This window comes from Luteimonas flava (genome assembly GCF_036584485.1).
In the GTDB taxonomy this organism is placed as follows: domain Bacteria; phylum Pseudomonadota; class Gammaproteobacteria; order Xanthomonadales; family Xanthomonadaceae; genus Luteimonas; species Luteimonas flava.
This window is the reverse complement of sequence record NZ_JAZHBM010000003.1, coordinates 282,372-309,020: the sequence shown is the minus strand read 5'-3', so window position 1 is coordinate 309,020 and position 26,649 is coordinate 282,372. Positions and strand designations below refer to the sequence as shown.

19 protein-coding genes and 1 riboswitch are annotated in these 26,649 nt (G+C 67.9%); of the genes, 16 read left to right on the top strand and 3 right to left on the bottom strand.

Features of this window, described 5'->3' with window-relative positions; all coding sequences use genetic code 11:
- The first annotated feature begins 60 nt into the window (after positions 1-60).
- The 7 genes from V3391_RS13790 (at position 61) to V3391_RS13760 (ending at position 13,241) form a co-directional block, all read left to right on the top strand.
- Entirely contained in the window at positions 61-1,767 is a 1,707-nt protein-coding gene (locus V3391_RS13790) for an ExeM/NucH family extracellular endonuclease (RefSeq protein ID WP_332079019.1), read from the top strand.
- A 70-nt stretch (positions 1,768-1,837) separates the two neighbouring features.
- On the top strand, positions 1,838-2,506 hold the full coding sequence (locus V3391_RS13785) for an alpha/beta hydrolase (protein ID WP_332079018.1): 669 nt from the start codon (positions 1,838-1,840) through the stop codon (positions 2,504-2,506).
- A 46-nt stretch (positions 2,507-2,552) separates the two neighbouring features.
- Positions 2,553-3,746: a cell division protein ZapE gene (gene zapE / locus V3391_RS13780; RefSeq protein ID WP_332079017.1), complete on the top strand. Its 1,194-nt coding sequence runs from the start codon at positions 2,553-2,555 to the stop codon at positions 3,744-3,746.
- 292 nt (positions 3,747-4,038) lie between these two features.
- A complete protein-coding gene (locus V3391_RS13775) occupies positions 4,039-6,669 on the top strand; it encodes a TonB-dependent receptor plug domain-containing protein (RefSeq protein WP_332079016.1) in 2,631 nt (876 codons plus the stop codon).
- A 101-nt stretch (positions 6,670-6,770) separates the two neighbouring features.
- Positions 6,771-9,353 carry a M14 family zinc carboxypeptidase gene (locus tag V3391_RS13770; RefSeq protein WP_332079015.1) on the top strand — a complete coding sequence of 861 codons (2,583 nt, stop codon included), beginning with the start codon at positions 6,771-6,773 and terminating at the stop codon, positions 9,351-9,353.
- Positions 9,354-9,682: 329 nt separating this feature from the next.
- Positions 9,683-10,702, top strand: coding sequence for a LysR substrate-binding domain-containing protein (locus V3391_RS13765; RefSeq protein WP_332079014.1), 1,020 nt, complete (start codon positions 9,683-9,685; stop codon positions 10,700-10,702).
- 67 nt (positions 10,703-10,769) lie between these two features.
- Positions 10,770-13,241: a mechanosensitive ion channel family protein gene (locus V3391_RS13760; RefSeq protein ID WP_332079013.1), complete on the top strand. Its 2,472-nt coding sequence runs from the start codon at positions 10,770-10,772 to the stop codon at positions 13,239-13,241.
- Between the two features lie 13 nt (positions 13,242-13,254).
- Here the strand turns inward: V3391_RS13760 and V3391_RS13755 are convergent, their stop codons facing one another.
- Positions 13,255-14,049 (bottom strand): hypothetical protein, encoded by a 795-nt coding sequence (locus V3391_RS13755; RefSeq protein WP_332079012.1) that lies wholly within the window; start codon positions 14,047-14,049, stop codon positions 13,255-13,257.
- 394 nt (positions 14,050-14,443) lie between these two features.
- A riboswitch (cobalamin riboswitch) is annotated at positions 14,444-14,657 on the top strand.
- Between the two features lie 188 nt (positions 14,658-14,845).
- On the opposite strand from V3391_RS13755, the gene V3391_RS13750 reads away from it, so the two are divergent.
- The 7 genes from V3391_RS13750 (at position 14,846) to mntR (ending at position 21,786) form a co-directional block, all read left to right on the top strand.
- Positions 14,846-17,350 (top strand): ribonucleoside-diphosphate reductase subunit alpha, encoded by a 2,505-nt coding sequence (locus tag V3391_RS13750; protein ID WP_332079011.1) that lies wholly within the window; start codon positions 14,846-14,848, stop codon positions 17,348-17,350.
- 164 nt (positions 17,351-17,514) lie between these two features.
- Positions 17,515-18,564, top strand: coding sequence for a ribonucleotide-diphosphate reductase subunit beta (locus V3391_RS13745; RefSeq protein WP_332079010.1), 1,050 nt, complete (start codon positions 17,515-17,517; stop codon positions 18,562-18,564).
- A 60-nt stretch (positions 18,565-18,624) separates the two neighbouring features.
- A complete protein-coding gene (locus V3391_RS13740) occupies positions 18,625-19,896 on the top strand; it encodes an nSTAND1 domain-containing NTPase (protein WP_332079009.1) in 1,272 nt (423 codons plus the stop codon).
- 45 nt (positions 19,897-19,941) lie between these two features.
- Positions 19,942-20,445, top strand: a complete 504-nt coding sequence (locus tag V3391_RS13735; RefSeq protein ID WP_332079008.1) for a flavodoxin — start codon at positions 19,942-19,944, stop codon at positions 20,443-20,445.
- Complete coding sequence (locus tag V3391_RS13730) at positions 20,417-20,761, top strand: thioredoxin family protein (RefSeq protein WP_332079007.1); 345 nt, start codon at positions 20,417-20,419, stop codon at positions 20,759-20,761. The genes V3391_RS13735 and V3391_RS13730 overlap by 29 nt, the downstream gene beginning before the upstream one ends.
- On the top strand, positions 20,761-21,174 hold the full coding sequence (locus V3391_RS13725) for an acyl-CoA thioesterase (RefSeq protein ID WP_332079006.1): 414 nt from the start codon (positions 20,761-20,763) through the stop codon (positions 21,172-21,174). The genes V3391_RS13730 and V3391_RS13725 overlap by 1 nt, the downstream gene beginning before the upstream one ends.
- A 144-nt stretch (positions 21,175-21,318) precedes the next feature.
- Entirely contained in the window at positions 21,319-21,786 is a 468-nt protein-coding gene (gene mntR / locus V3391_RS13720; protein ID WP_332079005.1) for a manganese-binding transcriptional regulator MntR, read from the top strand.
- A gap of 423 nt (positions 21,787-22,209) precedes the next feature.
- Here mntR and V3391_RS13715 read toward each other — a convergent pair whose 3' ends face one another.
- Positions 22,210-23,001, bottom strand: coding sequence for a MipA/OmpV family protein (locus tag V3391_RS13715; RefSeq protein WP_332079004.1), 792 nt, complete (start codon positions 22,999-23,001; stop codon positions 22,210-22,212).
- A gap of 657 nt (positions 23,002-23,658) precedes the next feature.
- Entirely contained in the window at positions 23,659-24,552 is an 894-nt protein-coding gene (locus V3391_RS13710) for a fructose bisphosphate aldolase (RefSeq protein ID WP_332079003.1), read from the bottom strand.
- A 175-nt stretch (positions 24,553-24,727) separates the two neighbouring features.
- Here V3391_RS13710 and V3391_RS13705 point away from each other — a divergent pair, with 175 nt between their 5' ends.
- Entirely contained in the window at positions 24,728-25,735 is a 1,008-nt protein-coding gene (locus tag V3391_RS13705; protein WP_332079001.1) for a methionine ABC transporter ATP-binding protein, read from the top strand.
- The gene (locus V3391_RS13700) at positions 25,732-26,409 is read left to right on the top strand and encodes a methionine ABC transporter permease (RefSeq protein WP_332079000.1); all 678 of its coding nucleotides are present in this window, start codon (positions 25,732-25,734) and stop codon (positions 26,407-26,409) included. Before V3391_RS13705 ends, V3391_RS13700 begins: the two co-directional genes overlap by 4 nt.
- Positions 26,410-26,649: the final 240 nt, after the last annotated feature.

The window sequence follows — 26,649 nt, the reverse complement described above, 5'->3', positions numbered from 1 at the left end:
CCAGACGCCGCCTCCGGGCGGCGTCGTCGCATCCGGCCTGTCGTGGCCGCTGGAGTTCCGATGTTCCGACCGACCGCCGCCCTGCTCGCCGTCGCGCTGCTCGCCGCCTGCCAGTCCACCGCGCCTGCGCCCGCCAGCGCCACCATCGCCATCGGCGAACTGCACCGCGTGCCGATGGCGGGACCTGCGCAGATCGAAGGCCGCGTGACCGCGCGCTTCGAGGGCCTGGGCGGCTTCTTCGTGCAGGACGCCGGTGACGGCGATGCGGCGACGCCCGACGCGGTGTTCGTGCAGGTGCCGGCCGGTCTCCCGCTGCCCGCCGTGGGCGCACACGTGCGCGCGCTCGGCCTGCGCGACGACGGCGACGTCGTGCGCATGCAGGGCCAGCGCGTGGATGTGCTGCCGACACCGGCGCCGGCGATCGCGCCGCGCGTGCTCGACGTGCCGCCGGCGGACTGGTCGGCGCTCGCCGGCACCTGGGTGCGCATCGAAGCGCCGCTGACGCTGACCGGCCAGCACGAGCGCGCGCGTCGCGGCACGCTGGCCGCGAGTTTCGACGGCCGGCTGTTCACGCCGACCGAGATCGCGCGCCCCGGCGCCGATGCCGCCCGCGTCGCGTCCGACAATGCGCGTCGCCGCGTGCTGCTCGACGACGGCCGCGAAGATGCACCGACCGATGGCCGGCTCTGGTACCTGCCCGATACCGCGCAAGCCCTGCGCAGCGGCAGCGTGCTGACCGGCGTCGAAGGCGTGGTGGACCATCGCCACGGCGCTTGGCGCCTGCAGCTCACCGCGCCGTTGCAGCCGCAGCCGGCCTCGCGTCCCGAGGCGCCGGTAGTCGGGGGCGACGTGCGCATCGCCGCGTTCAATCTGCAGAACCTGTTCAACGGCGACGGCCAAGGCGGCGGCTTTCCGACCCCGCGCGGCGCGCGCACGCCCGAGGAGCTGACGCGCCAGCTCGAAGGCCTGGTCGCGACGATCGCAGCGCTCGACGTCGATGTCGCCGCGCTGATGGAACTGGAGAACGACGGCTACGACGCGCGTTCGAGCATCGCGATGCTGGTCGACGCGCTCAATGCCGAAGGCCCGGCGCACGACTGGCGCTTCATCGATGCCGGCAAGGGTCCGGGCACGAACGCGATCCGCGTCGGCCTGATCTACCGCAGCGCGCGCGTACGTCCGAAGGGCCGGCCGGCGATGCTCGAAGGCGGCCCGTTCGCCGAACTCAGCCGCGTGCCGCTGGCGCAGGCCTTCGTGCCGCTGCGCAACGGTCGCGCGGACGGTCTGGATTTCAGCGTCGTCGCCGTGCACTTCAAGTCCAAGGGCTGCGGCGAAGCCGACGGCCCGAATCTGGATCAGCGCGACGGCCAGGCCTGCTGGAACGCGGCCCGCGTCGAGTCCGCGCAGCGCCTGCGCGACTGGCTGGCCACCGCGCCGACCCGCACCGGCGATCGCGTCGCCGTGGTCGGCGATTTCAACGCGTATGCGATGGAAGACCCGGTGCGCGTGTTCACCGACGCCGGCTGGCGCGACCCGTTCGCCGGCGGCGACGGCGACACGCACTACAGCTTCGTCTTCGACGGCCAGGCCGGTCGCCTCGACCATCTGCTGCTCGGCCCGTCCCTCGCCGCGCGCGTGGCCGGCGCGGCGAAATGGCACAGCAATGCGGACGAACCGGTCGATACCCGCGAACGCGAAGCGGCGGGCCCGTGGCGCAGTTCGGATCACGATCCGCTGGTGGTGGGATTGCGGCTGCGCGGACGCTGAGCTCGAGCCCTTCCGCTTGCGGGGGAGGGCTCAAACAGCCCCATCGCAACCGCCCCGGTATCATGGGCACATGACGTCCCCCACGTTCCCCACGCAATCCGGGCCGCTGCTGCTGCCTGGTCCCGCCGGCGACCTCGAAGCCGCGATCGATCTGCCCGACGCCGATGTCGCAGCGCTGCCGTTCGTCGCCGTGGTCTGCCATCCGCTGCCCACCGAGGGCGGCACGATGCACAACAAGGTCGTCACGATGGTCGCGCGCACGCTGCGCGAACTCGGCGCGGCGACGGTGCGTTTCAACTTCCGTGGCACCGGTACGTCCGATGGCACTTATGACGACGGCATCGGCGAGATCGACGATCTCACCGCGGTCGTCGAATGGGTCCGTCGCGAGCGTCCCGGTCACGCGCTGTGGCTGGCCGGTTTCAGCTTCGGCGCCTACGTGTCGCTGCGCGCGGCCGATGCGCTGCAGCCCGACGTACTGATCTCGGTCGCGCCACCGGCCGGTCGCTGGGATTTCGAATCGATCGTCTTGCCGACGTGCCCGTGGCTGGTGATCCAGGGCGAGGCCGACGAGATCGTCGATCCGCAGGCCGTCTACGACTGGCTCGACGACAGCGGCGCGCAGGCCGAACTCGTGCGCATGCCCGAGACCAGCCATTTCTTCCATCGCCGCATGATCGATCTGCGCGGCGTGGTGAAGCACTGGGCCACGCCGCACCTGCCGCAGGCCGCGGGTTGATGCGCGCGTGGCCGCTCCGGGCGCACGCGCGCCGGACGCGCTGCGCATGAGCGCACTGCCGACACCCTCCGAACGCTACGCCGCCGGTGTCGCCCGCGGCGACTGGCAATCCGATCCCGCGCAGCAGCCGGCACTGGTCGAACTCGACCGCCTGCACGCCGCATTGATCGAGCCGCCTGCGCGACGCGGCATGCTCGGCCGTCTGTTCGGCGGCAGCAACGCGCCGGATGTGCCGGCCGGCCTGTACCTGTGGGGCGGCGTGGGTCGCGGCAAGACCTTCATGATCGATCTGTTCCACGACGGGTTGCCCCTGCAGTCGATGCGCCCCACCCCGACGGAGGACGCGACGCCGGCACCGCCGATGAAGGATCCCGCGCGTCACGCGACGCCCGATCCGAAACTCGGCCGCAAACGCCGCACCCACTTCCACCGCTTCATGCGCGAGGTCCACGAATCGCTGCGCGCGCACAGCGGCGAGCGCGATCCGCTCGCGGCGATCGTGCGCGGCTGGCGCGACGCGGGCCTGCGCGTGCTGGTGCTCGACGAGTTCTTCGTCAGCGACATCGGCGATGCGATGCTGCTCGCGCGCCTGCTCGACCGCATGTTCGCCGACGGCATCGTGCTGGTGACCAGTTCCAACGTCGATCCCAAAGATCTGTACAAGGACGGCCTGCAGCGCGCGCGTTTCATACCGGCCATCGAACTGATCCAGCGCCACACCCATGTGGTGTATCTGGAGAGCGACACCGACTACCGCATGCGCGCACTGACGCGTTCGCCGGTCTACCGCGCGCCGCTCGATGCGGGCTCCGACAGCTGGCTCGACACGCGCTGGCACGAACTCGGCGGCGACGACGAACACCGCGATGCAGGCGTCGAGATCGACGGCCGCCGCATTTGTGTGCGTGCACGCGCGCCGGGCATGGCGTGGTTCGATTTCGACGCGCTGTGCGAAGGCCCGCGCGGCGCGAGCGACTACATCCAGGTCGCGACCGAATTCCACACCGTGCTACTCGGCGGCATCCCGCACATGGACGCCACCCGCGACGATGCCGCGCGCCGCTTCGTCACCCTGATCGACGAGCTCTACGACCGCCACGTCAATCTGGTCTGCACCGCCGCCGCCGAACCCCCGGCGCTGTATTCGGGCGAACGCCTGACCGGCGCGTTCGAGCGCACGGCCTCGCGCCTGATCGAGATGCGCAGCGCCGAATACCTGGCCCGCGAACACCGCGGCTGAGTCGAAACCGCGCAAGCGTCGCGCGGATCGCACCTCGAACCCGTGCTGCCGGGAGATCCGCCGCACGCATCCGTCCATCCGGATCGAACGATCCGGACATGCCGAACCGTCCGCAGACGATCGCCGGATGGACACAGCGATGCGGTCACAGCGTGGTTCGACGGCCTTCGCGGCCGCAGGCTTCGAACGGTCGACAGTCCGGATCGGACTGACGCAAGTCCACATCACCATTTTTTGACGTGCCGCGCCCGTGGCGTACTGCCTGCCCCACGGACTTATTGCGGTGCAGCAAATGCCACGATCCTCGCGTCTCGCCGCCGCCGTTCTGGCGGCCCTCATTGTCCCCGCCGCGGTGTCGGCGCAAACGCCGGCGACCGGTGAGGCGCGCACGCTCAATACGGTCACGGTGACCGGCTCCAACATCCGCCGCGCGGAAGCCGAAGGCAGCAATCCGGTGCAGGTCATCGACGCCGAGGAACTGGCGACCTCGGGCAAGGTCACCGTTGCCGACGTGCTGCGGTCGATCTCGGCCAACACCGGCAACGCGACCAACGAGACCAGCAACAGCGGCTGGGCCTCGGGCTCGGCGGGCATCGGCCTGCGCGGGCTGTCGCAGAAGAACACGCTGGTGCTGCTCAACGGCCGGCGCCTGGCGAACTACGGCTTCCCGGCAGGCGGCCTGTCGGACACCTTCGTCAATCTCAACGCGCTGCCGCTGGTCGCGGTCGAGCGCATCGAGGTGCTCAAGGACGGCGCATCGGCGGTCTACGGCTCCGACGCGGTCGCGGGCGTGGTCAACATCATCACCCGGCAGAATTTCCAGGGCCTCGAAGTCGGTGGCAGCTACGGCACGTCGGACGAAGGCGGCCTCGACACGCGCCGCGCGCGACTGGTCGGCGGCATCGGCGATCTCGACACCGACGGCTACAACCTGCTGGTCAGCGTCGAGGCCTACGACCGCGAACGCCTCGACCAGAACCAGCGCGATCTCACCGCGTCCGGCATCTACAGCGACCTGCCCGGCGGGCGCTGGAACGGCTGGTCGGCGAAGGGTGCGCGCTTCCTCGTAGGCGGCCGCTCGGTGCCGTTCCTCGACGCCGCAGGCAACTGCCCCGAGGGCATGACGCTGACGCCGAGCGCGCCGATCGACGGCCTTGCCGGCGACACCTGCGCGATCAACCTCGCGCCCTACACCACGCTGATTCCGTCGACCGAGCGCTACCAGGCCTTCGTCAACGGCACCGTGCGCCTGACCGACGACGTCGACCTGTTCGGCGAAGCGCTGGTCAGCCAGATCCGCGGCGCGTCGATCTTCGGCTCCAGCCCCTACTTCACCCTCGAAGGCGGCCGCTTCGCGCTCAACGCGCAGACCGGCCTCGCCGAGCCGGTGTCGAACCTGCTGCCGGCCGGCAATCCCTACAACCCTTACGGCGTGCCGACGCAGATCGAATACACCTTCTTCGATCTCGGTCAGTCGCTGAAGACCAACCGCTCCGATTCGTTCCGCATCCTCGGCGGCGTACGCGGCCGCGGCGAACGCTTCGACTGGGAATTCACCGGCTTCTTCGCCAAGAGCACCGAAGAGGAAACCGTCGCCGGCGGCTTCGCCAACCGCTGGCCGCTGGCGCAGTCGCTGGCCGATGGGTCATTGAACCTGCACGAGCCGGGCGCGACCTCGCCGGCGGTGCTCGATGCGATCCGCCTGTCGACGGTGCGCGAGGCGCAGTCGTCGCTGCACGGCTTCGACTTCAAGTTCAACGGTGACCTGTTCCAGCTGCCGGCCGGTCCGGTCGGATTCGCGGCCGGCATCGAGGCGCGCACCGAATCGCTGACCTCGCGCAATCCCTGGCAGATCGATGCGGGCCTGCAGGTGCGTCCGGCGATCGCCGCAGTCGACGGCGAGCGTGATGTCGCTGCGCTCTACGCCGAGTTCAACGTGCCGATCGTCAAGGGTCTGGAGTTGCAGCTCGCCGGTCGCGGCGACGACTACAGCGACTTCGGGAGCGCGTTCTCGCCCAAGGCTGGACTCCGCTGGCAGGCGCTCGACACCTTGCTGGTGCGCGCCTCGGCCTCGCGTGGCTTCCGCGCGCCGTCGCTGTCGGAGAACTCGGCCTCGACCAACATCTCCTACGGCAGCGTCGTCGATCCCTTCGATCCCGACATCGCCGGCTCGCGCCAGAGCCCGACGTTCTTCACCGTCGGCAATACCGAACTCGATCCGGAACGCACGAAGTCCTACAACGTCGGTTTCGTCGTCTCGCCGTGGGCCGACACGAGCCTGTCGCTGGACTGGTACCGCATCGAACTCGACAACCTGATCGGCACCAACAATTCGACGACGATCGTGCAGAACAACGATCCGAGCGACGTGATCCGCGATGCGCGCGGCAAGCTGGTCGCCGTCTACAACCGCTACCAGAACCTCTCCGCGCTCAAGACCTCGGGCCTGGACGCGGAGTTCAACCAGACCTTCCGCACCGGCGCGGGCGACTTCAGGATCGCCAGTGTCTACACGCACGTGCTCGACTACAGCCGCCCGCAGGTCGTCGGTGGTCCTCTGGTCGACTACGCCGGCAGCAACCTCGGCCCGTCGCTGCCGCGCAACAAGCTGACCTCGCGCTTCGGCTGGTCGACCGGCGATTTCGAAACCGCGCTGACCTGGTACCGCACCGGCGGCTATGACCAGATGGCGAGCGTCGCGGCGACCGCGGTGCAGTCGCGCGTCGATGCCTACGACCAACTCGATCTCTACGCCGGCTGGTCGGGCATCGAAGGCCTGACGCTGTATGCCAAAGTCGACAACATCCTCGACGAAGCGCCGCCGCACGACGCGTCGTTCCCCGGCATCCGCGCGCCCTACGACTTCAGCCAGTACGACCTGCGTGGGCGGTATTTCCAGGTCGGATTCGATTACCGGTTCTGACGCTGCGAGGCGCGGCTCCGCGCCACTCCGTTTCATCCGCCTGCGTGCGGTGGCGTCCTCTCCAGCGCCGTCGCACGCGGGCATCGACGATGGGAAACCCGATGTCCGTATCCATCCGCCACGCCGCGCGCGTGCTGCTGCTCGCACTCGCCTGTTTCGCCCTGCCGGTCGCCGCGCAGACCGCGTACTACTTCCCCGATGCCGCGCCGGATTCGCACGACCCCGCGATTCCGACGCCCGAGCAGTTCCTCGGCTATCCGATCGGCACGCATTACACGCGACACGACCGCATCGTCGATTACCTGCGCGAGCTCGAGCGGCTGTCGGACCGCGTGCATGTCGAGGAGATCGGCCGCAGCTACGAAGAACGTCCGCTGCTCGCAGTGCTGGTGACCTCCCCCGCGAACCACGCACGCCGCGAACAACTGCGCGCCGCGCACGCGACGCTGGCCGATCCCGATGCGCCGGCCGTCGATCCGGCGCAGGTGCCGGTCGTCGTCGGCCTGTACTACAGCGTGCACGGCAACGAGACCTCGAGCGGCGAAGCGATGCTGCTGACCGCATGGCATCTGGCAGCAAGCCGCGACCCGCAGGTCACGCGCTGGCTCGACAACGCGATCGTGCTGATCGATCCCGCGCAGAACCCCGACGGCCGCGACCGCGCGGCAAACTGGCACAACGCCTGGAAGTCGAATCCGCCGATCGCCGATCCGCTCGACAAGGAACACGTCGAACCGTTCCCGAACGGCCGCAGCAACCACTACTTCACCGATCTCAACCGCGACTGGCTGGCGGTAAGCCAGCGCGAGACGCGCGCCAAGCTCGACGTGTTCCATGCGTGGCTGCCGAACATCCAGATCGACTTCCACGAAATGGGTTCTGGCAGCACGTACTACTTCGAGCCTTCGCCGAGCAGCATGCACAGCCCGCTGCTGCCGCAAGCCTCCTACGACTGGAACGTGCGGCTCGCCCGCTATCACGCGCAGGCGCTCGACAGCTTCGGCTCGCTCTATTACACGAAGGAAAACTTCGACAACTTCTCGCCGGTCTACGGCTCGACCTATCCGGATTTCCACGGCGGCGTCGGCGTGACCGTCGAGCAGGCCAGCTCGCGCGGTCTGGTGCAGGACACCGCGAACGGGCCGCTGGAATTCCGCTTCACGATCCGCAACCAGCTGGCCGTGGGCCTGGCGACGATCCGTGGCGCGGTCGAAGAACACGCAGGCCTGTTCCAGCTGCAGAAGGACTTCTTCCGCTCGGCGCGTGAGCAGGGCCGGCGCAATACGTACTCGGCCTATGTGTTCGGCGACCCGGCCGATGCGACGACATCGCGACGTCTGCTCGATCTGTTGCTGACCCATCGCATCCAGGTGCATGCGCTCGACGCGGCGCTGACCGTCGACGGCCGCACCTATGCACCCGGCAGCGCCTGGGTGGTGCCGGCCGCGCAGCCGCAGTTCCGGCTGGTGCATTCGATCTTCGAGGAAACGCCGGAGACCGGCGGCGGCGTCTACGGCAGCACCTCGTATGCGATCGCGCATGCCTACGGTCTGCGCAACGATCGCCTGCGTCGCGCACCGCGGCTGGGCGCGGCCGTGACGCAGGTGCCGGCGCTCGACACCGGCGCGCGCGGCGAGACCGCGTATGCCTGGGCGATCGACTGGCGCGATCTCGGCGCGCAGCGCGCGCTCGCCGACCTGCTCACCCGGAACGTGCGCGTGCGCACCGCGTTCTCGCCGTTCACCACGCGCACCGCCGCCGGCGAGACCGCCTTCGGCGAAGGCACGCTGGTGATTCCGGTCGCCGGGCAGACGCTGGATTCGGCGGCCTTGCGCGCGGTGGTCGACACGGCCGCGCGCGATGCAGGCGTCGTCGCGCACGGCCTCGCCAGCGGACAGAGCGTGTCCGGCATCGATCTGGGCAGCGACGGCATCCGCGCGGTGCGCAAGCCTTCAATCGCACTGGTGATGGGCGAAGGCGTCAACGCGACCGAGATCGGTTCGACCTGGTTCGCGCTCAGCGAACGCCTGCACTACCCGGCGACGCGGCTCGACCCCGCGCAGCTCGGTCGCGTGCCGCTCGGGAGCTACACCAGCATCGTGCTGGCCGGCGGCCGCTACGACGATCTGCCCGAGGCCACGGTCACCGCGCTCAAGCGCTGGGTCGAGGCCGGCGGCTCGCTGGTGACCTTCGGCAGCGCCGCACGCTGGGCGCAGGCCAAGGGCCTGACCGGCGCTGCGCCCGTACCGGCCGCGAAGGACGCACCGCCGTCGACGGAACGCCTCGACTTCGCGTCGCGCCGCGACACGCTGGCCGAACAGCGCAGCGCCGGCAATCTGGTCTCGGTGGATGTCGACACCACGCATCCGCTGGCATTCGGCGTGCCGCAGCGCGCGGGCTTCGTGCACAAGGAAACCGATGTGACCTTGGCGCCCTTGCCCGACGCCTTCGCCAACGTCGTACGCATCGACGACGACCCGCTGGTCAACGGTTACCTCGGCGCCGACCTGCGCGCCGCGCTCGCCGGCACCGTCTGGGCGCAGGTCGCGCGCGTGGGCAGCGGCAACGTGGTGCTGTTCGCCGACGACCCGGCGCACCGCAAGTACTGGCTCGGCACCGAACGCATGCTGGTCAATGCGCTGTTCTTCGCCGATCAACTGGCCCCGGCGCCGCCGCGGCGCTGAGGTGACGCCGCCTGTCGGCAGAGCGCGAGGACTTCTGCGCGAACACGGAAACCCGTCGTTCCGGCGAATTTCAACAGACGTATGTCTGATCAAGCCGGAATGACGGGAATCGAGTTGGTCGCTGACCCGCAAAGGACGCGCAGCGTCCTGCGTGATCGGACAGAGCCGGGAGCGTGACATTGATCAGCCCCAAGCAAGCGCCTGAAGACGTCGTCCCATACGAGTCCACACAGTGTGGTCCCGCATGGAACATGTCGCCGGCGCATCCGGGCGAGGATCGGACGTATGCACACGCGCCCCTCCCCACGCTTCGTCGCCGGTCCGCCGGCATGACCCTGACCCAGTTGCGCAGCTTCATCGCGATCGTCGACTGCGGCCACAACGTGACCCTCGCCGCGCAGCGGCTGCACGCCACGCAGTCGGGCGTGTCGAAGCAACTTGCGCAGCTGGAAGCCGCGCTCGGCATGACCCTTTTCGTGCGCCGCGCGCGTGCACTGACCGGCCTGACCGAAGCTGGCGCGCAGGTGCTGTCGCATGCGCGCCGGCTGCTGGCGGAGGCGGCCAACATCCAGGCGCTGTCGGACAACCTGCGCCGCGAACGCCACGGCGTGCTGCGCATCGCCACCACGCACACGCAGGCGCGGCACGCATTGCCGCCGGCACTGCAGGCGCTGGAACGCGACTGGCCCGAGGTCGCGGTGCACGTCGTACCCGGCGATGACGCCGACGGCCTGCAGGCGCTGATCGACGGCCACGTGGATCTCGCCCTGCTCAGCGGCACCGGCGCGCCGCCGGCCGGTTGCATCGCCGTCCCGCTGTACCGCTGGCGTCGCCGCGTGGTGGTGCCGGTCGGACATCCGCTGTCGCAGTTGCAACGCCCGTTGCGGCTCGACGATCTGACCGGACGGCGGCTGGTGAGCTACGCGTCGAGCCAGCTCGCGGATTCGTCGCTGCAGCGCGCGTTCGCGCAGCGCGGGCTGCGGGCCGACGTCGCGGTGACGGCGCGCGATGGCGATCTGATCCAGGCCTATACCCGCGCCGGGCTCGGCATCGGCATCGTCGCGGAGATGGCGCTCGATCCGCGCGACGATCTGGTGGTGCCGCCGATCGAAGCCGATCTGCTGCCGTCGTGCACCACGTGGCTGCTGCTGCATCCCGCGCGCGTGCTGCGCGACTTCGGTTTCGCCCTGCTCGCCGCGCTGGCGCCGCAGCACGCGGTGGTCGATCTGCGCCGGCTGATCGCCGACGACCAACCGCTGCCCGAACCCGCCCCCGACTGGCAAGCCTGGCGCGTCGCGACACGTATCGCGCGACCGGTCGCATCGAAGGCGGCCGCCGCGACACGCTGACGCCCCGCGCAGTCGACGACGCGGCAGGTAGCATGCGGACATCCGCCGGCTGCTTTCCGGGTGCGTCATGCGTGTCGTTCTCCACGTTGCATGTGTGTTGCTGGCGACCCTCGCGCTGGCACAGCCGCTCGCCGCGCGCGCGCCGCTGCTGGCTGGCGCCGCCGCGATGACCACGGCGCCGGCACCGGCACCGGCCGATGCCGCGGCTGCCACTGCGACCGCCGCGGTCGATGTCGCCGACATTCCCGCGCAGGCCGATGTCGACCAGCGCCTGGCCGAACGCATCCAGGCCGCTGCCACCGAAGCGGGCACCGCATCGCCTGCCGATGCCTACGCCCGACGGCTCGCGGCGATCGAAGCCTCGGTCGAAGACCCGTTCTGGCGGTTCACCTCGGCCGAGATGCGCACGCTGCCGATCCCACGGCTCGAAAGCCTGTCGCGGCACTGGAGCTTCCAGGCCCGGCGCCTGGCGCAATGGCAGGCCGACCTGCGCCAGACCACCCAGCACCAGGCCGGTGACGCTGCCGGCTTGGCCGCGCGCCGCGCCGCCTGGGAAACCACGGCCGCGGCCAGCCAGGAACTGCCGGCCGCGCTGCGCCAGCGCGTGGACGAAGTGGTCATCGAACTGGCCCAGGCGGAGACCGCGCTGTCCGACCCGCTGGCGCGACTGATCGCGCTCGGTCGTCGCGGCAACGCGGTGGACGCCGGCATCGCGACCGCGCGCAGCCGCGTGGACGACACGATGGCCGCCTACGACATCAGCCTGCTGCGGCGCGACGCGCCGCCGCTGTGGCGTCTGGACGCCGCAGGCGTGGCGCCGACGGCCGGCACCGGTGACGTGATCCGCAGCGGTCTGGAGATCGAGTCGCGCTTCGCCGCCGAGTACGCCCAGGGCGATGCGATCAGCGGCCTGCGCGCCTTGCAGACGCTGCTGGTCTGTTCGCTGCCGCTGCTGCTGTGGCTGGCCTGGCGCAGCCGCAGGCCGATCAAGGCCGGCGAGATCAGCCATACCGAGGCGACCGTGCTGTCGCGCCCGATTTCGTGCTGGCTGCTGCTGGTGGTGATCGGCGTCTTCGCATTCCAGCCCGACGCGCCGATGCTGACCCACCAGCTCGCGCTGCTGGCTGCGGTGGTGCCGGTGCTGCGCCTGCTGCCGGCGTCGCGGCGGCGCCTGCTGGGCATGGCGCCGTACGTCGCCAGCGCGCTGTTCCTGCTGCTGCGGCTGGGCTTCGTGTTCCTGTCGAGCGCGTCCACCTATCGCCTGTACATGCTCGGCCTGACCTGTATCGGTCTGGTCGCGGCCGGCTGGCTGCTGTGGCGCGCGCATCGCCACCACCACGCCGCGCACACCGGACGCATCGGCCAGGTGCTGCGCGCAGCCGTGGTGGTGGGTGCGTGTCTGCTGGCGGTCTCGCTGGTGGCCAATGTCGTCGGCAACGTGTCACTGGCCGAGACCCTGACCGGCGGCGTCATCGACAGCCTGTATTTCGCGTTGCTGCTCGGCGCCGGCCTGACCGTCGTCGCGACCTGGATCCAGCTGCTGCTCAAGCGGCCGGGCGTGTCGCGCTTCCGGCTGGCGCGCGACCATGCCGGCCCCGCGGTGCAGATGCTGCTGCACCTGCTGACGGTCGCGGCGATCGTCGGCTGGATCGTCTACGCGCTCGACCGCTTCCGCGTGCTGTCGCCGGTGCACGCGTCGCTGTCGGCGCTGCTGGGCTACAGCTGGGCGCTGGGCGATCTGCGCCTGAGCCTGGGCCACGTGCTGCTGTTCGTGCTGACGGTGATCGTCGCGTTCTGGCTGGCGAAAACGGTGCGCCTGATCCTCGACGGCGAAGTGCTGCCGCGGATGTCGCTGCCGCACGGCGTCGCCAACAGCGTCGCCGCCCTGAGCTACTACGCGGTGCTGATGCTGGGCCTGGTCGGCGCGCTGTCGGCGGCCGGCTTCAAGGCCAGCCAGCTGACCTTCGTGCTCGGCGCGCTGGGCGTCGGCGTGGGCCTCGGCCTGCAGAACGTGGTCAACAACTTCGTGTCCGGCCTGGTGCTGATCTTCGAGCGCCCGTTCCAGCCCGGGGACGTGGTCGAGGTGGGCGGCACGACGGGGCGCGTGGTCGACATCGGCATGCGCGCGACGCGCGTCGCGACCTTCGACGGCGCGAACGTCGTCGTGCCCAACGGCCAGCTGATCTCGCAGCAGCTGGTCAACTGGACCCTGCGCGACCGCAGCCGCCGGCTGGAGGTGCGCATCGGCGTCGCCTACGGCAGTGCGCCGGGCGATGTGGAAGCGGTGCTGGCGGAGGTCGCCGCGGCCACGCCGGGCGTCGCGTCCACGCCCGCGCCGGTGGTGCTGTTCGACGGCCTGGGCAGCGTGGCGATGGAATTCGTCGTGCGCGCCTGGACCCACGAGTACGAGGATGCCGGCGCGATCCGCAGCGCCCTCGTCGGCCGCCTCTACGACGCCCTGCTCGCGCGCGGCATCGGCCTGGCGCATGGCGCAGCGACGGTGTACCCGCCGCCACCGCCCGCGCCCGCAGGCCCCTGATCGCAGCGCCGCGTCAGCGGCAGCGGGCGGCGTCCACCGGTCGGATCGATTCGACACGGCCGTCGTAGGTGACGACATCCACGCAATCGCGCGTGTCCGCGTTCCACCAGGTCACCGTGGGCCGTCCGTTGGACTGCCGCGCGTTGCGATCGACATAGCCGCGCGCCAGCAGTTCGGTCTCCGCGCCTGCCCCGCGCGCGCCCACCAGATCATCCAGCCTGCCCGAACGCATGCCGCTCGACCTGCCGGACTGCCACGGCACCTGCGCCGAACGTTCGCGCAGGCCGGCGCCGTAGCCGTCGCTGTAGGCGCCACGGTCGGAATCGGCGCGGTAGCCGTGCAGGCCGTCGCGGTAACCGCGTTCGTAATCGGCCTCGCGGCGGGGATCGTCGTCGTGGTCGCCGTCGTCGTGGTGATGCGACCGGTGCGCGAGCGCGGCGATGCCGAGAATCGCCGCCGCGGCCACGGCCGCCTTGGCGCCGTCGCTCATGCCCTCGCGCGGCGCGGCCCCGGCCTGCTGGCCGCAATCGGGCGCCGGGGTCGTGACCACCGAGGCGATGCGCCCGCCGTCGCTGCGCACCATCACGCAGCGCCGGTCGCGCGCGTTCCACCAGCTGCCGTAGTCGCCGGACCCCGACTGCCGGACGTACCCGCGCGCGCCCAGCGTGCGTGACGCGGTGCGGTCGGCGAGACCCTGCAGATCGCCCAGCCCGGGCGCGGGGTCCTGCGCGGCGACCAGCGACGGCGCGAACAGGGCGGACAGCGACAGCGTGGCAGCGGCCAGCGCGCTGCGGCGGATGACGGACATGGGGCACCTCCGGATGTGCCGGCCGGACTGGCCGCGCTCGGCGCAGCGTGCGCCGGAAATCGTGCAGGTTGTGTGGCGGGATTCGAGGTTTTGACGAGGTGGCGCCTGGGCAGGCAGGCCGTGAGCACCTCTCCCTTTGGGAGAGGTCGGCGCGCGAAGCGCGTCGGGTGAGGGCCGGGGCCCTACAGGGACGTTCAGGAGCCCCCTCATCCGCCCTTCTGGCACCTTCCCCCAAAGGGGGAAGGATCAAGACAATCATCCCGGAGGGCTTGCCCTCCGCACCCCGATCTGCATCGCAGGGCCTGCACGAAGGGCTTGACGAACGACGATTCCCGCCACGACGCGGCCTGCCGCATCTTCACTACATTTAGCGTTGACGCTGCCGACCCACCCCACTATCTTGGGTCCCGTCGGTTCCGCGCCCCCCAAGGGCTGTGGATTAAAACGGGAAGCCGGTGACGCCTCGCGCCACTCCGGCACTGCCCCGCAGCGGTAATTGGGAACGAACCCGCCATCAGCACTGGAGCGATCCGGGAAGCGGCGGGGGAGGAGAAGGCGCCGCCTTCGTGCCCATGAGTCCGAAGACCTGCCGACAGCCGCGTGGACAGCACAACGCGCGGTGCCGGCTGCGGACGTCCCGTGGGGGGCGGGTTTGCGGAGTGGGGGCGATGGCGCTGTGCGCCCGATCGCGATCCCTGCGACGCCGCCCGATCACCCTCGGAACCCTCCAAGGCCGCCGGACCCGACGTGGGTGGGCCGGTCGTGTGCGCGAATGCACTGGACAAAGAGAGGACGCATGACCAGCCACGAGACCGTCGCGACCGAGACCCCGGCCGCCGCCGCAGACGCCACACCGGACACCGCCACCGCACCTGCCACATCCCCCATTTCCGTTGCGCCGCCCGCCGTCGAACCCGACGACGTGGTGCCGCCACCCCCGAGTGCCGCCATGAACACCGCAATTGCAGAAGTCTTCGACGCCGAGGCCGGCGTCTCCAACTGGATCACCAAGGAAGCCGGCAACCGCCGCATTCCGTACGACCGCGCGCGCCTGGAGCGCAGCATCGATCGCACGCATGCCGAGTTCCCGCAGCTCGAGATCGCCGACTACAAGCGCAGCGTGTTCGGCTTCGTCGAGCGCAAGGACGCGGTCAACGCCGACGACCTGGTCGACCATCTGATCCGCGAGGCCGAAGCCCGCGTCGACGTCACCGCGCCGGAGTGGGAATTCTTCGCCGCCCGCCTGTACCTGCACCGCCTGTACAAGCGCGCCAGCCGCAACCGCTTCTACGACGCCGAGCAGAAGTACGGCTCCTACGTCGGCCTGCAGGAATCGCTGGCCGATCGCAACATCTACTCGAACGACATCCTGCGCGCCTATTCCAAGGAAGAGCTGCAGGAAGCCGGCCGCATGATCGAGCCCGAGCGCGACAAGCTGTTCGCCTACAACGGCCTGTACCTGCTGGCCACGCGCTACCTCGCCACCGATACCTCGCGCGCCGTGTTCGAGCTGCCGCAGGAGCGCTGGCTGACCATCGCCCTGTACCTGATGCAGAACGAGACCAAGGGCGGCCGCGAGCGTCGCATGCAGCTCGTCGGCGAGGCCTACTGGGCGCTGTCGAACCTGTACATGACCGTGGCCACGCCCACGCTGCAGAACGCCGGCAAGGTCGGCGGCCAGCTGTCGTCGTGCTTCATCGACACCGTCGACGATTCGCTGCAGGGCATCTACGACTCCAATACCGACATCGCCCGCGTCTCCAAGGGCGGCGGCGGCGTGGGCGCGTACATGGGCTACGTGCGCTCCAGCGGTTCGGCGATCCGCGGCGTGCCCAATTCCTCCGGCGGCGTGGTGCCGTGGATCAAGCAGCTCAACAACACCGCTGTGTCGGTGGACCAGCTGGGCCAGCGCAAGGGCGCGGTCGCGGTCTACCTCGACATCTGGCACCGCGACATCGAGAACTTCCTCGACCTGCGCCTCAACAACGGCGACCAGCGCTTGCGCGCGCACGACGTGTTCACCTCGATCTGCATCCCCGACATCTTCATGGAAGCCGTCGAGCGTCGCGGCGACTGGTACCTGTTCGACCCGCACGAGGTCCACAAGATCAAGGGCTGGCACCTGCAGGACTTCTTCGACGAGAAGAAGGGTGATCCGAACGGCAGCTTCCGCCGCAAGTACGAGGAAGTCGTGGCCGACGAGCGCATCTCGCGCAAGACCGTCAAGGCGATCGACATCTTCAAGCGCGTGATGGTGAGCCAGCTCGAGACCGGCAACCCCTTCATGTTCTACCGCGACGAAGTGAACCGGAAGAACCCGAACAAGCACGTCGGCCGCGTGTACTCGTCGAATCTCTGCACCGAGATCCTGCAGAACATGAGCCCGACGAAGATGATGCAGGAGATCATCTCCGGCAATCAGATCGTCACCACCAAGCAGGCCGGCGACTTCGTCGTCTGCAACCTGTCGTCGGTGAACCTGGGCCGCGCTGTCATGCCGCAGGCCGGCCAGAGCGATCTGATCACCGACGTGCTCGAGCGCCTGATCCCGATCCAGGTGCGCATGCTCGACAACGTGATCGATCTCAACATGCTGCCCGTGCCGCAGGCCACGATCACCAACCAGAAGTACCGCGCGATCGGTCTGGGCACCTTCGGCTGGCATCACCTGCTGGCGCAGAAGGGCATCCAGTGGAACGACGCGCAGGCCGAGGACTTCAGCGATTCGCTGTATGAGCGCATCAACTTCCTGACCGTGCAGGCCAGCATGGAACTCGCGAAGGAAAAGGGCGCCTACCCGGTGTTCGCCGGCAGCGACTGGCACACCGGCGCGTACTTCAGCGACCGCAGCTACAACTCGCCCGAGTGGATGGATCTGGCCGCGCAGGTCGGCGTCAACGGCATGCGCAACGGCTGGCTGATGGCGGTCGCCCCGAACATGTCCACCGCGCAGATCGCCGGCTCCACCGCGTCGATCGATCCGATCTACTCCGCGTTCTATTACGAGGAGAAGAAGGACTACCGTCGTCCGGTCGCCGCTCCGGGCCTGTCGCTCGAGACCTGGCCCTACTACGAGAAGGGCGCCTACAAGGTCGACCAGTTCGCGTCCGTGCGCCAGAACGCGCGTCGCCAGCGCCACGTCGACCAGGCGATCAGCTTCAACTTCTACGTACCCAGCACCATCCCCGCCCGCACGTTGCTCGACCTGCACATGACCGCGTGGAATCTCGGCATGAAGACCACGTACTACGTGCGTTCGAACGATATCGATATCGCCGAGTGCGAATGGTGCAGTAGCTAAGCGCATTCGCGCTTCGCTTTGATTGAACCCTTCCCCCTCTGGGGGAAGGTGGCCCGAAGGGCCGGATGAGGGCGCTCTTACGCAGCACGCAAAAAGCCCCGCCCTCACCCCAACCCCTCTCCCACAGGAGAGGGGCTCAAGACCGAATTCCGAGACAGACATCCATGGCCGCCACTGCTACCCCGCTCGACCGCATCAAGATCCTCGAGCCGCGTCACCCCAACCGCTCGACCGGCATCATCAACGGCCAGACCAGCGGCATCCTCAACTGGAACGACATTCCGTATCCGTCGTTCTATCGCGCCTACAAGGAACTCTCGACCAACTTCTGGATTCCGGACGAAGTCGACATGAAGGGCGACGCCAAGCAGTACGGCGAGCTCTCGGCGCGCGAGAAGAACGCCTACGATTCGATCATCGGCCTGCTGGCCACGCTGGATTCGCCGCAGACGCGCTACATCTACAACGTCGCCGAATACATCACCGACCCGGCCGCGCACGCCAACGCCGCGATCATCGGCCAGCAGGAAGTGATCCACAACGAGAGCTACAGCTATGTGCTGGCCTCGATCGCCGGTCTCGCCGACCAGAACCGCGTGTTCGAACTCGCGCGCACGCATCCCACGATCATCGCGCGCAACCAGCCGATCATGGATTCGTACAACGATTTCATGCGCGAGCGCTCGGCCGAAACGCTGATCCGCTCGCTGGTGCAGTCGTCGATCCTCGAAGGCATCAACTTCTATTCCGGCTTCGCGTACTTCTACAACCTGGTCCGCCAGAACCGGATGACCGGCACCGGCAAGATCATCAGCTTCATCAACCGCGACGAACTGGCGCACAGCAAGTTCATCAGCGAGCTGATCCGCGCCATCGTCGGCGAGAACCAGACCCTGCAGGGCGACCAGCTCACCCAGTACGTGCACGACGCGTTCGAACACGCGATCGAACTGGAAACCCGCTGGACGAGTGAGGTGCTCGACGGCATCGACGGCATCGACGTCGACGAAATGGTCCGCTACGTGAAGTACCGCGCCAACAAGATGGCCGGCATGCTCGGCATCGAGAAGCTGTATTCCGACACCACCGACAACGTGATGCCGTGGATCAAGGCCTACGCCGACAACTTCACCGAGACCAAGACCGACTTCTTCGAGATGCGGAACGCGTCTTACAAGAAGACGAATTCGGATAACGGGTTTGATGATCTTTGATCATCGCCAGGTCATGAATTGTTTGACCCACCATTTGAGAGTGCTCAAAAGGAATTGATCATGAGCGAAGTGACTCCGCATAACGCTTTTACCCCAGCAAAGGAAGTGCAAGACCTAGATCGATTTGCTGGAAGGTCTGCGGCATTAGATTCTCTAGCCGCAGCTCTTCAAGCCGAGGGAGCACAGATCATCCTGTATGGGCAGAGGGGGATAGGAAAATCTTCTCTTTCCCGAGTCCTCACTCAGCTATCCGTTAATGACGCCGCCGCGCTTTCACGCTTGGAGACCAAACCGCACAAGCGTTTCGACTTCCTGCCTCTCTACGTCACTTGTGACGACAGCATTACAAATGTGGGAAAGCTTTGCTTGCGACTCCTCACCGACGACCAAGCACTTGCCCCTTGGATCCCCTTCAAAGTCACAGAGAAGACGATCGCGGGACAGACTGGCGGAAAACTTGGCATCAAGGTTGTGGAGCTGTCAGCTGGGGCCTCAGGTTCGATTACGGAAAGGCAGACCGAAGTTGAGTCTGATGTCACCTCAACCTTTGTAAGCGCGTGCCGACAGATCGTAGCCAGTGGGGTCGCGAAAGATGGCGTGCTTATCGTCGTGGATGAGTTCGACCGCATAGCTGATAAATCTGGCTTCGCTTCAATACTCAAGGCGCTGGGCCCCGAGAAAGTTACGTTCGCGCTCGTGGGCGTTGCCTCAGATGTGCGTGAACTGATTGCTGACCATGAATCAGTAGCCCGCCAGTTTGCCGACGGCACGATCTTAGTGCCGCCAATGGATGACAACGAACTTGCAGAGATCATATCGAGAGCAATGAATGCCCTCGACAACAAGTACTCTTTTGATTTGTCGTCAATCACTTGGATTACGCGCGTGGCGCGAGGCCACCCCTTCTACGTTCACCTAATCGGCAAGCACGCATTACTCCGCGCGATCGCCCAGAAGACGGATGTGGTGACGGAGTCTATTGCGAGAGAAGCCCTATCAGACATTGCCTTCAAGGGCTCGGCGCCAATTCAAGAAGCCGCTTACAAGAAGGCCGTGGGCCACAGCTACATTCGCGAACACATTCTTAAGAAGTTTGCAGATGTCGACACCGAAGAGGTTTACACCACGAACCTTTACTCCGACATAGCGAAAGAGCTCAGCATTGATCCCAGCGCTATCTCGGTCTATGTAGGACAACTTGCAAATGATAAGTATGGCGGCGTCCTCGAGAGGACTCGCGACAGGTACTACCGTTTTAAAGACAGCCTATTCAAGGCCTACGCGGCTGCACGCCCTTATGAGCGGATGACTGGCGATAAGGAAGAGGCCTAAGCGATCGTCTTGAATAACTACTGACTACTTAGCCTTAGACTTGTTATGCGCATCCTCCTCGCCCACACATCGCTCAGCGGCAACACCCGCGATGTCGCGCGTGCGATCTGCGCGCGGTGCGAGGAGATGGGGCATGCCGTCACCTGGATCGATGCGGACATCCAGACGCTGGCCAAGGCCTGCCCCGAGGGCGCCGAACATGATCTCTACGTGCTCGGCAGCTGGAGCATCAACGCCGGGCGCACGCCGCCGGAGATGAAGCGTTTCATCGAGGACCTCGTCGCCGCGGTCGGCAAGCCGGCACATGTCGCGGTATTCGGCACCGGCGAGACGCAGTGGGGCGAGGAGCATTACTGCGGCGCGGCCCGGCGCATGGCCGCGTTCTTCGGCACGCGGTACCCGCGGCTGGAGATCGAGCAGATGCCCCACGGCGCACACGACGCCAACAAGATCCAATGCTGGACCGACACCATTCTTGCCATCACTGAAACACCGTTCGAGAACATCGAGAACACGCCCCATGCAGACGCTCCACGCCTCCACCCCTGACGATTACGCCGCAGCACTGGCCGCGCATCCGCGCCTGCTCGTCGATTACTACAAGGACGATTGTCCGGGCTGCAAGATGCTCGACATGTCGCTGGCGAAATTCGCCGCAAGCGAGGACGCCGCCGGCGTCGCGCTGCTGAAGGTGAAGATGGAAGTGATCGGCGAGGACTTCTTCCGCGATCTCGGCCTGCGCCAGACGCCGACGCTCGCGCTGTTCAAGGACGGCGCCGAGGCGGCGCGCCTGCCGGGCTTCCAGGCACCCGGACAGATTGCGCAGGCCGTGGGGCTGCATCTCGCCACGGCGGACGCGTCTTGATGGCGCCGCTGGCCGACACGCCCAAGACCGAAGCCCGCATGCTGGAGATCGTGTTCCCCGATCACACCAACCATCTGGGCACGCTGTTCGGCGGCACCGCGCTGGCGTGGATGGACAAGGCCGCCTTCATCGCCGCGTCGCGCTACTCGCGCCGCACGGTGGTGACGGCGCGCTCGGAACAGGTCGATTTCAAGCTGCCGATCAAGCAGGGCCAGCTGGTCGAGACGATTGCGCGCGTGGTCGAAGTGGGCCGCACGTCGATGCAGGTGGAAGTGGAACTGATCGCTGAGGATCTGCTCAGCGGCGACCGTGAACTGTGCACGCGCGGCCGCTTCGTGATGATCGCGCTCGATTCGCGCGGACGCCCGGCGCAGGTCGCGCAGTTGCCCACGCAGGCGGACGGCGCGGCATGAGCGAGCTGACGCTGTGGCAGTGGATCGGCTTGGGCGTGAGCCTGGGCATCCTCTACGCGGCGGTGCGCGCGTGGCGCGGTCCGAAGCGCTGAGCCGCGCCACGCGATCGGCGACACTACGCCTGGTGTCCTCGGGGCCTCTGCCATGACCGCTCGAAAGACCGCCGCCGCCCAGGCCGCACGCGACGCCGGCCTGCCCGATGCGCAGGTGCACGTGGAGAACTTTCGCCAGGTACGCGAAGCGCGACGCGCCGAACTGGTGGAGGACTACGTCGAACTGATTTCCGACCTGCTGGCCACGACGGGCCGCGCGCGCCAGGTCGACATCGCCGAACGTCTCGGCGTTGCCCAGCCCACCGTTGCCCGCACGCTGCAGCGTCTGGTGCGCGACGGGCTGGTGCTGCAGAAACCGTATCGCGGCGCGTTCCTCACCGACGCCGGCGAAACCCTCGCCCGCGCCAGTCGCGCGCGGCACCAGACCGTCGAATCCTTCCTCGTCGCACTCGGCGTACCGCCCGACATCGCGCGTCGCGATGCCGAAGGCATCGAACATCACGTGAGCCCGGAAACGCTGGCGGTGTTCGAGGCGTTCGTCGAGAAGACGCGCGGCTGAGCATCGGCCTCAGGCATGGCCGAGGCGGTGCATGTTTCAACCGACGAGGTGCTGCCCAGGCGCGGGAAAGCATTCGTCTTTCAGTTCCCGCGGCTGCCAGACATGTCCGGGCTGCGGTGGCGGTAGCGGCGGGTACGGGTATAAATCTCGAAGACCGGACGTCTTCGTCGCAAGTGTCTGCTCGGACATGACTGGCCTCCTCTACGCCATGCAGCCAATGCGCGGACGCTAATCGCGGGATCGTGAAGCGCGCGCGTGGCCCGGGCATTCATGCTGAGCGCATGTCGAACGCAGCGAAGCGATCGCGCAGTCAGGTGCCCAAGCGACGTGTACCGCGGCGTATCCCGGCGCATCGAGGTCGAAGCTGCCACCTCCCATGCATCTTTTCAGCGCACGACGGCACGGCGTCGGTGCTCCCTGATTTCAGAAGCGGTAGCTGACCCCACCGAACAGCGAGGGGATGCCGTTCGCATCGCGTTCGAGCAGCGGGCTGTCGGTGAGTTCGTCCGGCAACACGCGGTAGCTGACACCACCGATGAAACTCCAGCGCTCGCCCAGCGGACGCGTCGCAGCGACGCTGACCGACGGCACGACGGCCGAGCCCGGCGTGTAGCGGACGACGCCGCGCGCGACTTCCGAATCCAGCGTGCCGAAGTAGTAGCCGGTCAGGTCTTCCGACATCCAGCGCACGCCCGCGCTGGGCAGGATGGTCCACGCACCCGAGCGCAGCATGTAGGTGTATTCCACGCCGAATTCGTGACCGCCGCTGGTGTCGGTGACATCGGCCAGCGCATGCACGCGCACGCGGCCGAACGTACCGGACCACGACGCGCCGATGCCGGCGTCGAGACCGTGGTCGCGGTCATCGAGCAGACGCGCGTCGAGGCCGTTGCCGGCGAGACCGGACGCGCTGAGATCGTCGATGTCGAAGCCATCGAGACGCGCGGACACCAGGCCGTCGAGCTGGAGCGCACCGGTGTCGACGAGATGGACACCGCCGGCAATGCCGCGCAGGAACAGACGCTCGCCCTCGTAGGCGAAGGTGGGGAACGGCAGCACGCGCGCGCCTTCGCCCACGTACGGACTGTCGGCCGCGGCAACGGCCACACCGAGCGACCAGCCCGGCGGCTGTGCGGGCGGGCCGGGGCGCGCCTCGCGCGCCTGTGCGAATGCGAGACCCGGGAGCAGGGCGAACAGGGCAAGGGCGGCTTTCATCGGACAGTCCGTGTGGCGACGAGGGAGCCGGCACCATAGCAAGCGTCGGTGCCACCGCCTGTGCGCGACGTGGCGCTCTGCACAGACGACTGGCCGCTACGCACCACGATCGGCACACCTCACTTGGACGTACAGGTCCTACAGCACGCCGCCTACCCCCGATGCGTCAGCTCGCGCGACGGATCGCAGAGGGGTAGCGAAGCCGCGAAGGCGCCTGTGCATGCAGGTCGGCTCCATCGCGCGCACCGCGCCCGATACGGGCCTCGCGCGGACGCGAAGATTCGGAATTGCCGGCCTTCGGTCGGCGCACCATGTAATGGGTGACGAATGTCGGCTGTGACATCGGATGATCCTCCAGGCGTCTGCCTCGGTGGATCGAACCGTATGACCGCATCGCGCAAGCCAGGGTGTAATCGGTGGCTTCGTGCCGACGGTGTTTATCTGCTCGTCGGGGTTGTCGCGAACGCACGCGTCCGAACAAACCGCTTCCTAACATCCGGGGCGGAAGTGTTCACGCGGCCGCGCCGCCCGCTTCACGCGGCACTGATCAAGCGCGTGTGGGCGGATGGAATGGAAGGCCTCACGTCGTGCGCTCCCGACAACGCAAAAAGGCCGACGCAGATGCGCCGGCCTTCATGCGACACCCGCTTCGACGGATCAGGCAACCGAAGCGCGGTAGATCGACTCGATCGCCTTGTCGAGCGACGCGTTGAAGTCCTCGTCGCTCTGCTTCGCGCTCAGGCCTTCGGTCAGCGCGCGGCTGAAGCTGGCGACGACGCCGGGGTTCTTCGCCAGACGCGCATTCGCATCGTCGCGTGCGTAACCGCCCGACAGCGCGACGACCTTCAGCACGCTCGGGTGCTCGACCAGCTCTTGGAAGAAACCGTCGACCTCCGGCAGCGTGAGCTTGAGGATCACCGGCGTCGACGGCGCCACCTTGTCGAGGCGCTCGAGCAGGCCCTGCTTCAGCGTCGTCTCGATGTCGGCCTTGTCGGCGGCGTTGATGTCGACTTCCGGTTCGATGATCGGCACCAGGCCGGCGTCGAGCACCTGCTGGCCGAGTTCGAACTGCTGGTCGAGCACCGCGGCGATGCCGGCGGCGTTGTTCTGCTTGATGACCGAGCGTTCCTTGGTGCCGAACACGCCCTTGGCCTTGGCGCGCGCGAGCAGGTCCGACAGGCCCGGGATCGGCTTGAGCAGCTGCACGCCATTCGCCTCGTCTTCCAGACCCTTGTCGATCTTCAGGAACGGCACGACGCCCTTGGTCTGCCACAGGTATTCCGCGGCGCCCTGGCCTTCGAACGCATCGTCGAGCGTGCGCTCGAACAGGATGGCGCCGAACACGCGCTCGCCGCTGAAGGCGGGGCTGGTGACGATGCGGGTGCGCATCGCGTGGACGAGGCCGAACATTTCCGCGTCGTTCGCGTACTCGGTTTCCTCGATGCCGTAGAGCTTGAGCGCCTTGGGCGTGCTGCCGCCGCTCTGGTCGAGGGCGGCGATGAAGCCCTGACCCGACTTGATCCTGTCCAGCTGTTCCTGATTCACGGCCACGTGCGTAAGTCCTGTGCGATCGGTGGAGACCCGGGCCCGCGATGATACCGCCCCGCTCCCGACGACGCCCCCACGCGCCCGGAACGCCGCTGCCGGGATGCTGAAACCTTGCGACCGGAACGCTGCGGACACGTCGCCCTGCTAGGCTGCCCGGCCGCCCGCCAGCCCCGTCGCCGTGATCCGTTTCGAAGGCATCCACAAGTCGTTTTCCGCCGCCGGGCGCGAGGCCGTCGCCCTGCATCCGCTCGATCTCACGATCGAGGCCGGCGAGGTGTTCGGCATCGTCGGCCATTCGGGCGCGGGCAAATCCACGCTGCTGCGGCTGATCAACGGACTGGAAACGCCGAGCGGCGGCCGCCTGACCGTCGATGGCCAGCGCCTGGATACGCTCGACGGCGATGGCCTGCGCGGCTTGCGCCGGCGCGTGGGCATGATCTTCCAGCACTTCAATCTGCTGTCGGCCAAGACCGTCATCGACAACATCGCGTTTCCGCTGCGTCTGGCCGGCGTGTCGAAGACGCAGGCGCACGCGCGCGCACAAGCGCTGCTGGTGCGCGTCGGACTCGAAGCGCATCGCGACAAGTATCCGGCCCAGCTCTCGGGCGGCCAGAAGCAGCGTGTCGGCGTGGCGCGTGCACTCGCGACCGAGCCGAAGATCCTGCTCTGCGACGAGGCGACCAGCGCGCTCGATCCACAGACCACCGCCTCGGTGCTGCAGCTGCTCGACGGCATCAACCGCGAACTCGGGCTGACCATCGTGCTGATCACCCACGAGATGGACGTCGTGCGCCGGGTCTGCGACCGCGTCGCGGTGCTCGATGCCGGGCATCTGGTCGAGAGCGGCCCGGTGGCCGACGTGTTCCTGCATCCGCAGCATCCGACGACGCGGCGCTTCGTCGCCGAATCCGAGGACGTCGACGAGGACGCGCAGCACGACGACATCGCGCATGTCGAAGGCCGCCTGCTGCGCCTGACCTTCACCGGCGATGCGACCTGGCAACCGTTGCTCGGGCGCGTCGCGCGCGAGACCGGCATCGACTACACGATCCTGTCGGGCCGCATCGACCGCATCAAACGTCTGCCCTACGGCCAGTTGACGTTGGCGGTGACCGGCGACCGCTTCGACGCCGCCGCGCGCAGCTTCGCCGAGGCCGGTGTGCACGTGCAGGAGTTGCCGCGATGACCACACCGCTGCTGCCCAACGTCGATGCCGGCAAGTGGGTCGAGATCGGCCAGGCCACGGTCGACACGCTGCTGATGCTGGCCGGCTCGCTGCCGCTGACGCTATTGATCGGCCTGCCGCTCGGCGTGCTGCTCTATCTCACCGGTCCACGCCAGCTGCACGCGCGCCCAGTGCTGTACGGCGGGCTGTCGCTGGTGGTGAACCTGCTGCGCTCGGTGCCCTTCATCATCCTGATGATCGTGCTGATTCCGATCACGCTCAAAGCCATGGGCACTTCGCTCGGCGTGCGCGGCGCGATCCTGCCGCTCGTCGTCGGCGCCGCGCCGTTCTACGCGCGGCTGGTCGAAACCGCATTGCGCGAGATCGACCGGGGCGTGGTCGAAGCAAGCCTCGCGATGGGCGCAACCACGCGGCAGCTGGTCACCCGCGTGCTGCTGCCCGAAGCGCTGCCCGGCCTGATCGCCGGCGCCACGGTGACGACGATCGCGCTGATCGGTTTCACTGCGATGGGCGGTGCGATCGGGTCAGGTGGTCTGGGCGACCTGGCGTATCGCGACGGCTATCTGCGCTCGCGCACCGATGTCGCGGTGGTCACCGTCGTCGCGCTGCTGGTGATGGTGCAGGTACTGCAGATGGTCGGCGACCGGCTGGTGGCGCGGTTCACGCGGCGGTAGTGGCCTCGGTCGCCTCCCATCCCCCATCACGTCATTCCGGCGAAAGCCGGAATCCAGTGTCTTCGGGCCTCCCAGCGAAATGCACACGCCGCTGGATTCCGGCTTTCGCCGGAATGACGGGAACCTTGCGAACGTCACGCCCCAGCGTGGGCGGCCGCCACACCACACACTGATTTCCACCCCCGCACTCGATCCCCACGCGCAGATCCCGATACTGGTCGGCCCCTCGCTCGACCGGAT

Bases quoted from the DNA above. Each gene is read 5' to 3' on its own strand.
- zapE (WP_332079017.1), top strand. From the start codon at position 2,553: ATGAGCGCACTGCCGACACCCTCCGAACGCTACGCCGCCGGTGTCGCC.
- V3391_RS13730 (WP_332079007.1), top strand. From the start codon at position 20,417: ATGCAGACGCTCCACGCCTCCACCCCTGACGATTACGCCGCAGCACTG.
- V3391_RS13700 (WP_332079000.1), top strand. From the start codon at position 25,732: ATGACCACACCGCTGCTGCCCAACGTCGATGCCGGCAAGTGGGTCGAG.
- V3391_RS13765 (WP_332079014.1), top strand. From the start codon at position 9,683: ATGACCCTGACCCAGTTGCGCAGCTTCATCGCGATCGTCGACTGCGGC.
- mntR (WP_332079005.1), top strand. From the start codon at position 21,319: ATGACCGCTCGAAAGACCGCCGCCGCCCAGGCCGCACGCGACGCCGGC.
- V3391_RS13755 (WP_332079012.1), bottom strand. From the start codon at position 14,049: ATGTCCGTCATCCGCCGCAGCGCGCTGGCCGCTGCCACGCTGTCGCTG.
- V3391_RS13715 (WP_332079004.1), bottom strand. From the start codon at position 23,001: ATGAAAGCCGCCCTTGCCCTGTTCGCCCTGCTCCCGGGTCTCGCATTC.
- V3391_RS13775 (WP_332079016.1), top strand. From the start codon at position 4,039: ATGCCACGATCCTCGCGTCTCGCCGCCGCCGTTCTGGCGGCCCTCATT.
- V3391_RS13760 (WP_332079013.1), top strand. From the start codon at position 10,770: ATGCGTGTCGTTCTCCACGTTGCATGTGTGTTGCTGGCGACCCTCGCG.
- V3391_RS13785 (WP_332079018.1), top strand. From the start codon at position 1,838: ATGACGTCCCCCACGTTCCCCACGCAATCCGGGCCGCTGCTGCTGCCT.
- V3391_RS13750 (WP_332079011.1), top strand. From the start codon at position 14,846: ATGACCAGCCACGAGACCGTCGCGACCGAGACCCCGGCCGCCGCCGCA.
- V3391_RS13790 (WP_332079019.1), top strand. From the start codon at position 61: ATGTTCCGACCGACCGCCGCCCTGCTCGCCGTCGCGCTGCTCGCCGCC.
- V3391_RS13725 (WP_332079006.1), top strand. From the start codon at position 20,761: ATGGCGCCGCTGGCCGACACGCCCAAGACCGAAGCCCGCATGCTGGAG.
- V3391_RS13770 (WP_332079015.1), top strand. From the start codon at position 6,771: ATGTCCGTATCCATCCGCCACGCCGCGCGCGTGCTGCTGCTCGCACTC.
- V3391_RS13745 (WP_332079010.1), top strand. From the start codon at position 17,515: ATGGCCGCCACTGCTACCCCGCTCGACCGCATCAAGATCCTCGAGCCG.
- V3391_RS13735 (WP_332079008.1), top strand. From the start codon at position 19,942: ATGCGCATCCTCCTCGCCCACACATCGCTCAGCGGCAACACCCGCGAT.
- V3391_RS13740 (WP_332079009.1), top strand. From the start codon at position 18,625: ATGAGCGAAGTGACTCCGCATAACGCTTTTACCCCAGCAAAGGAAGTG.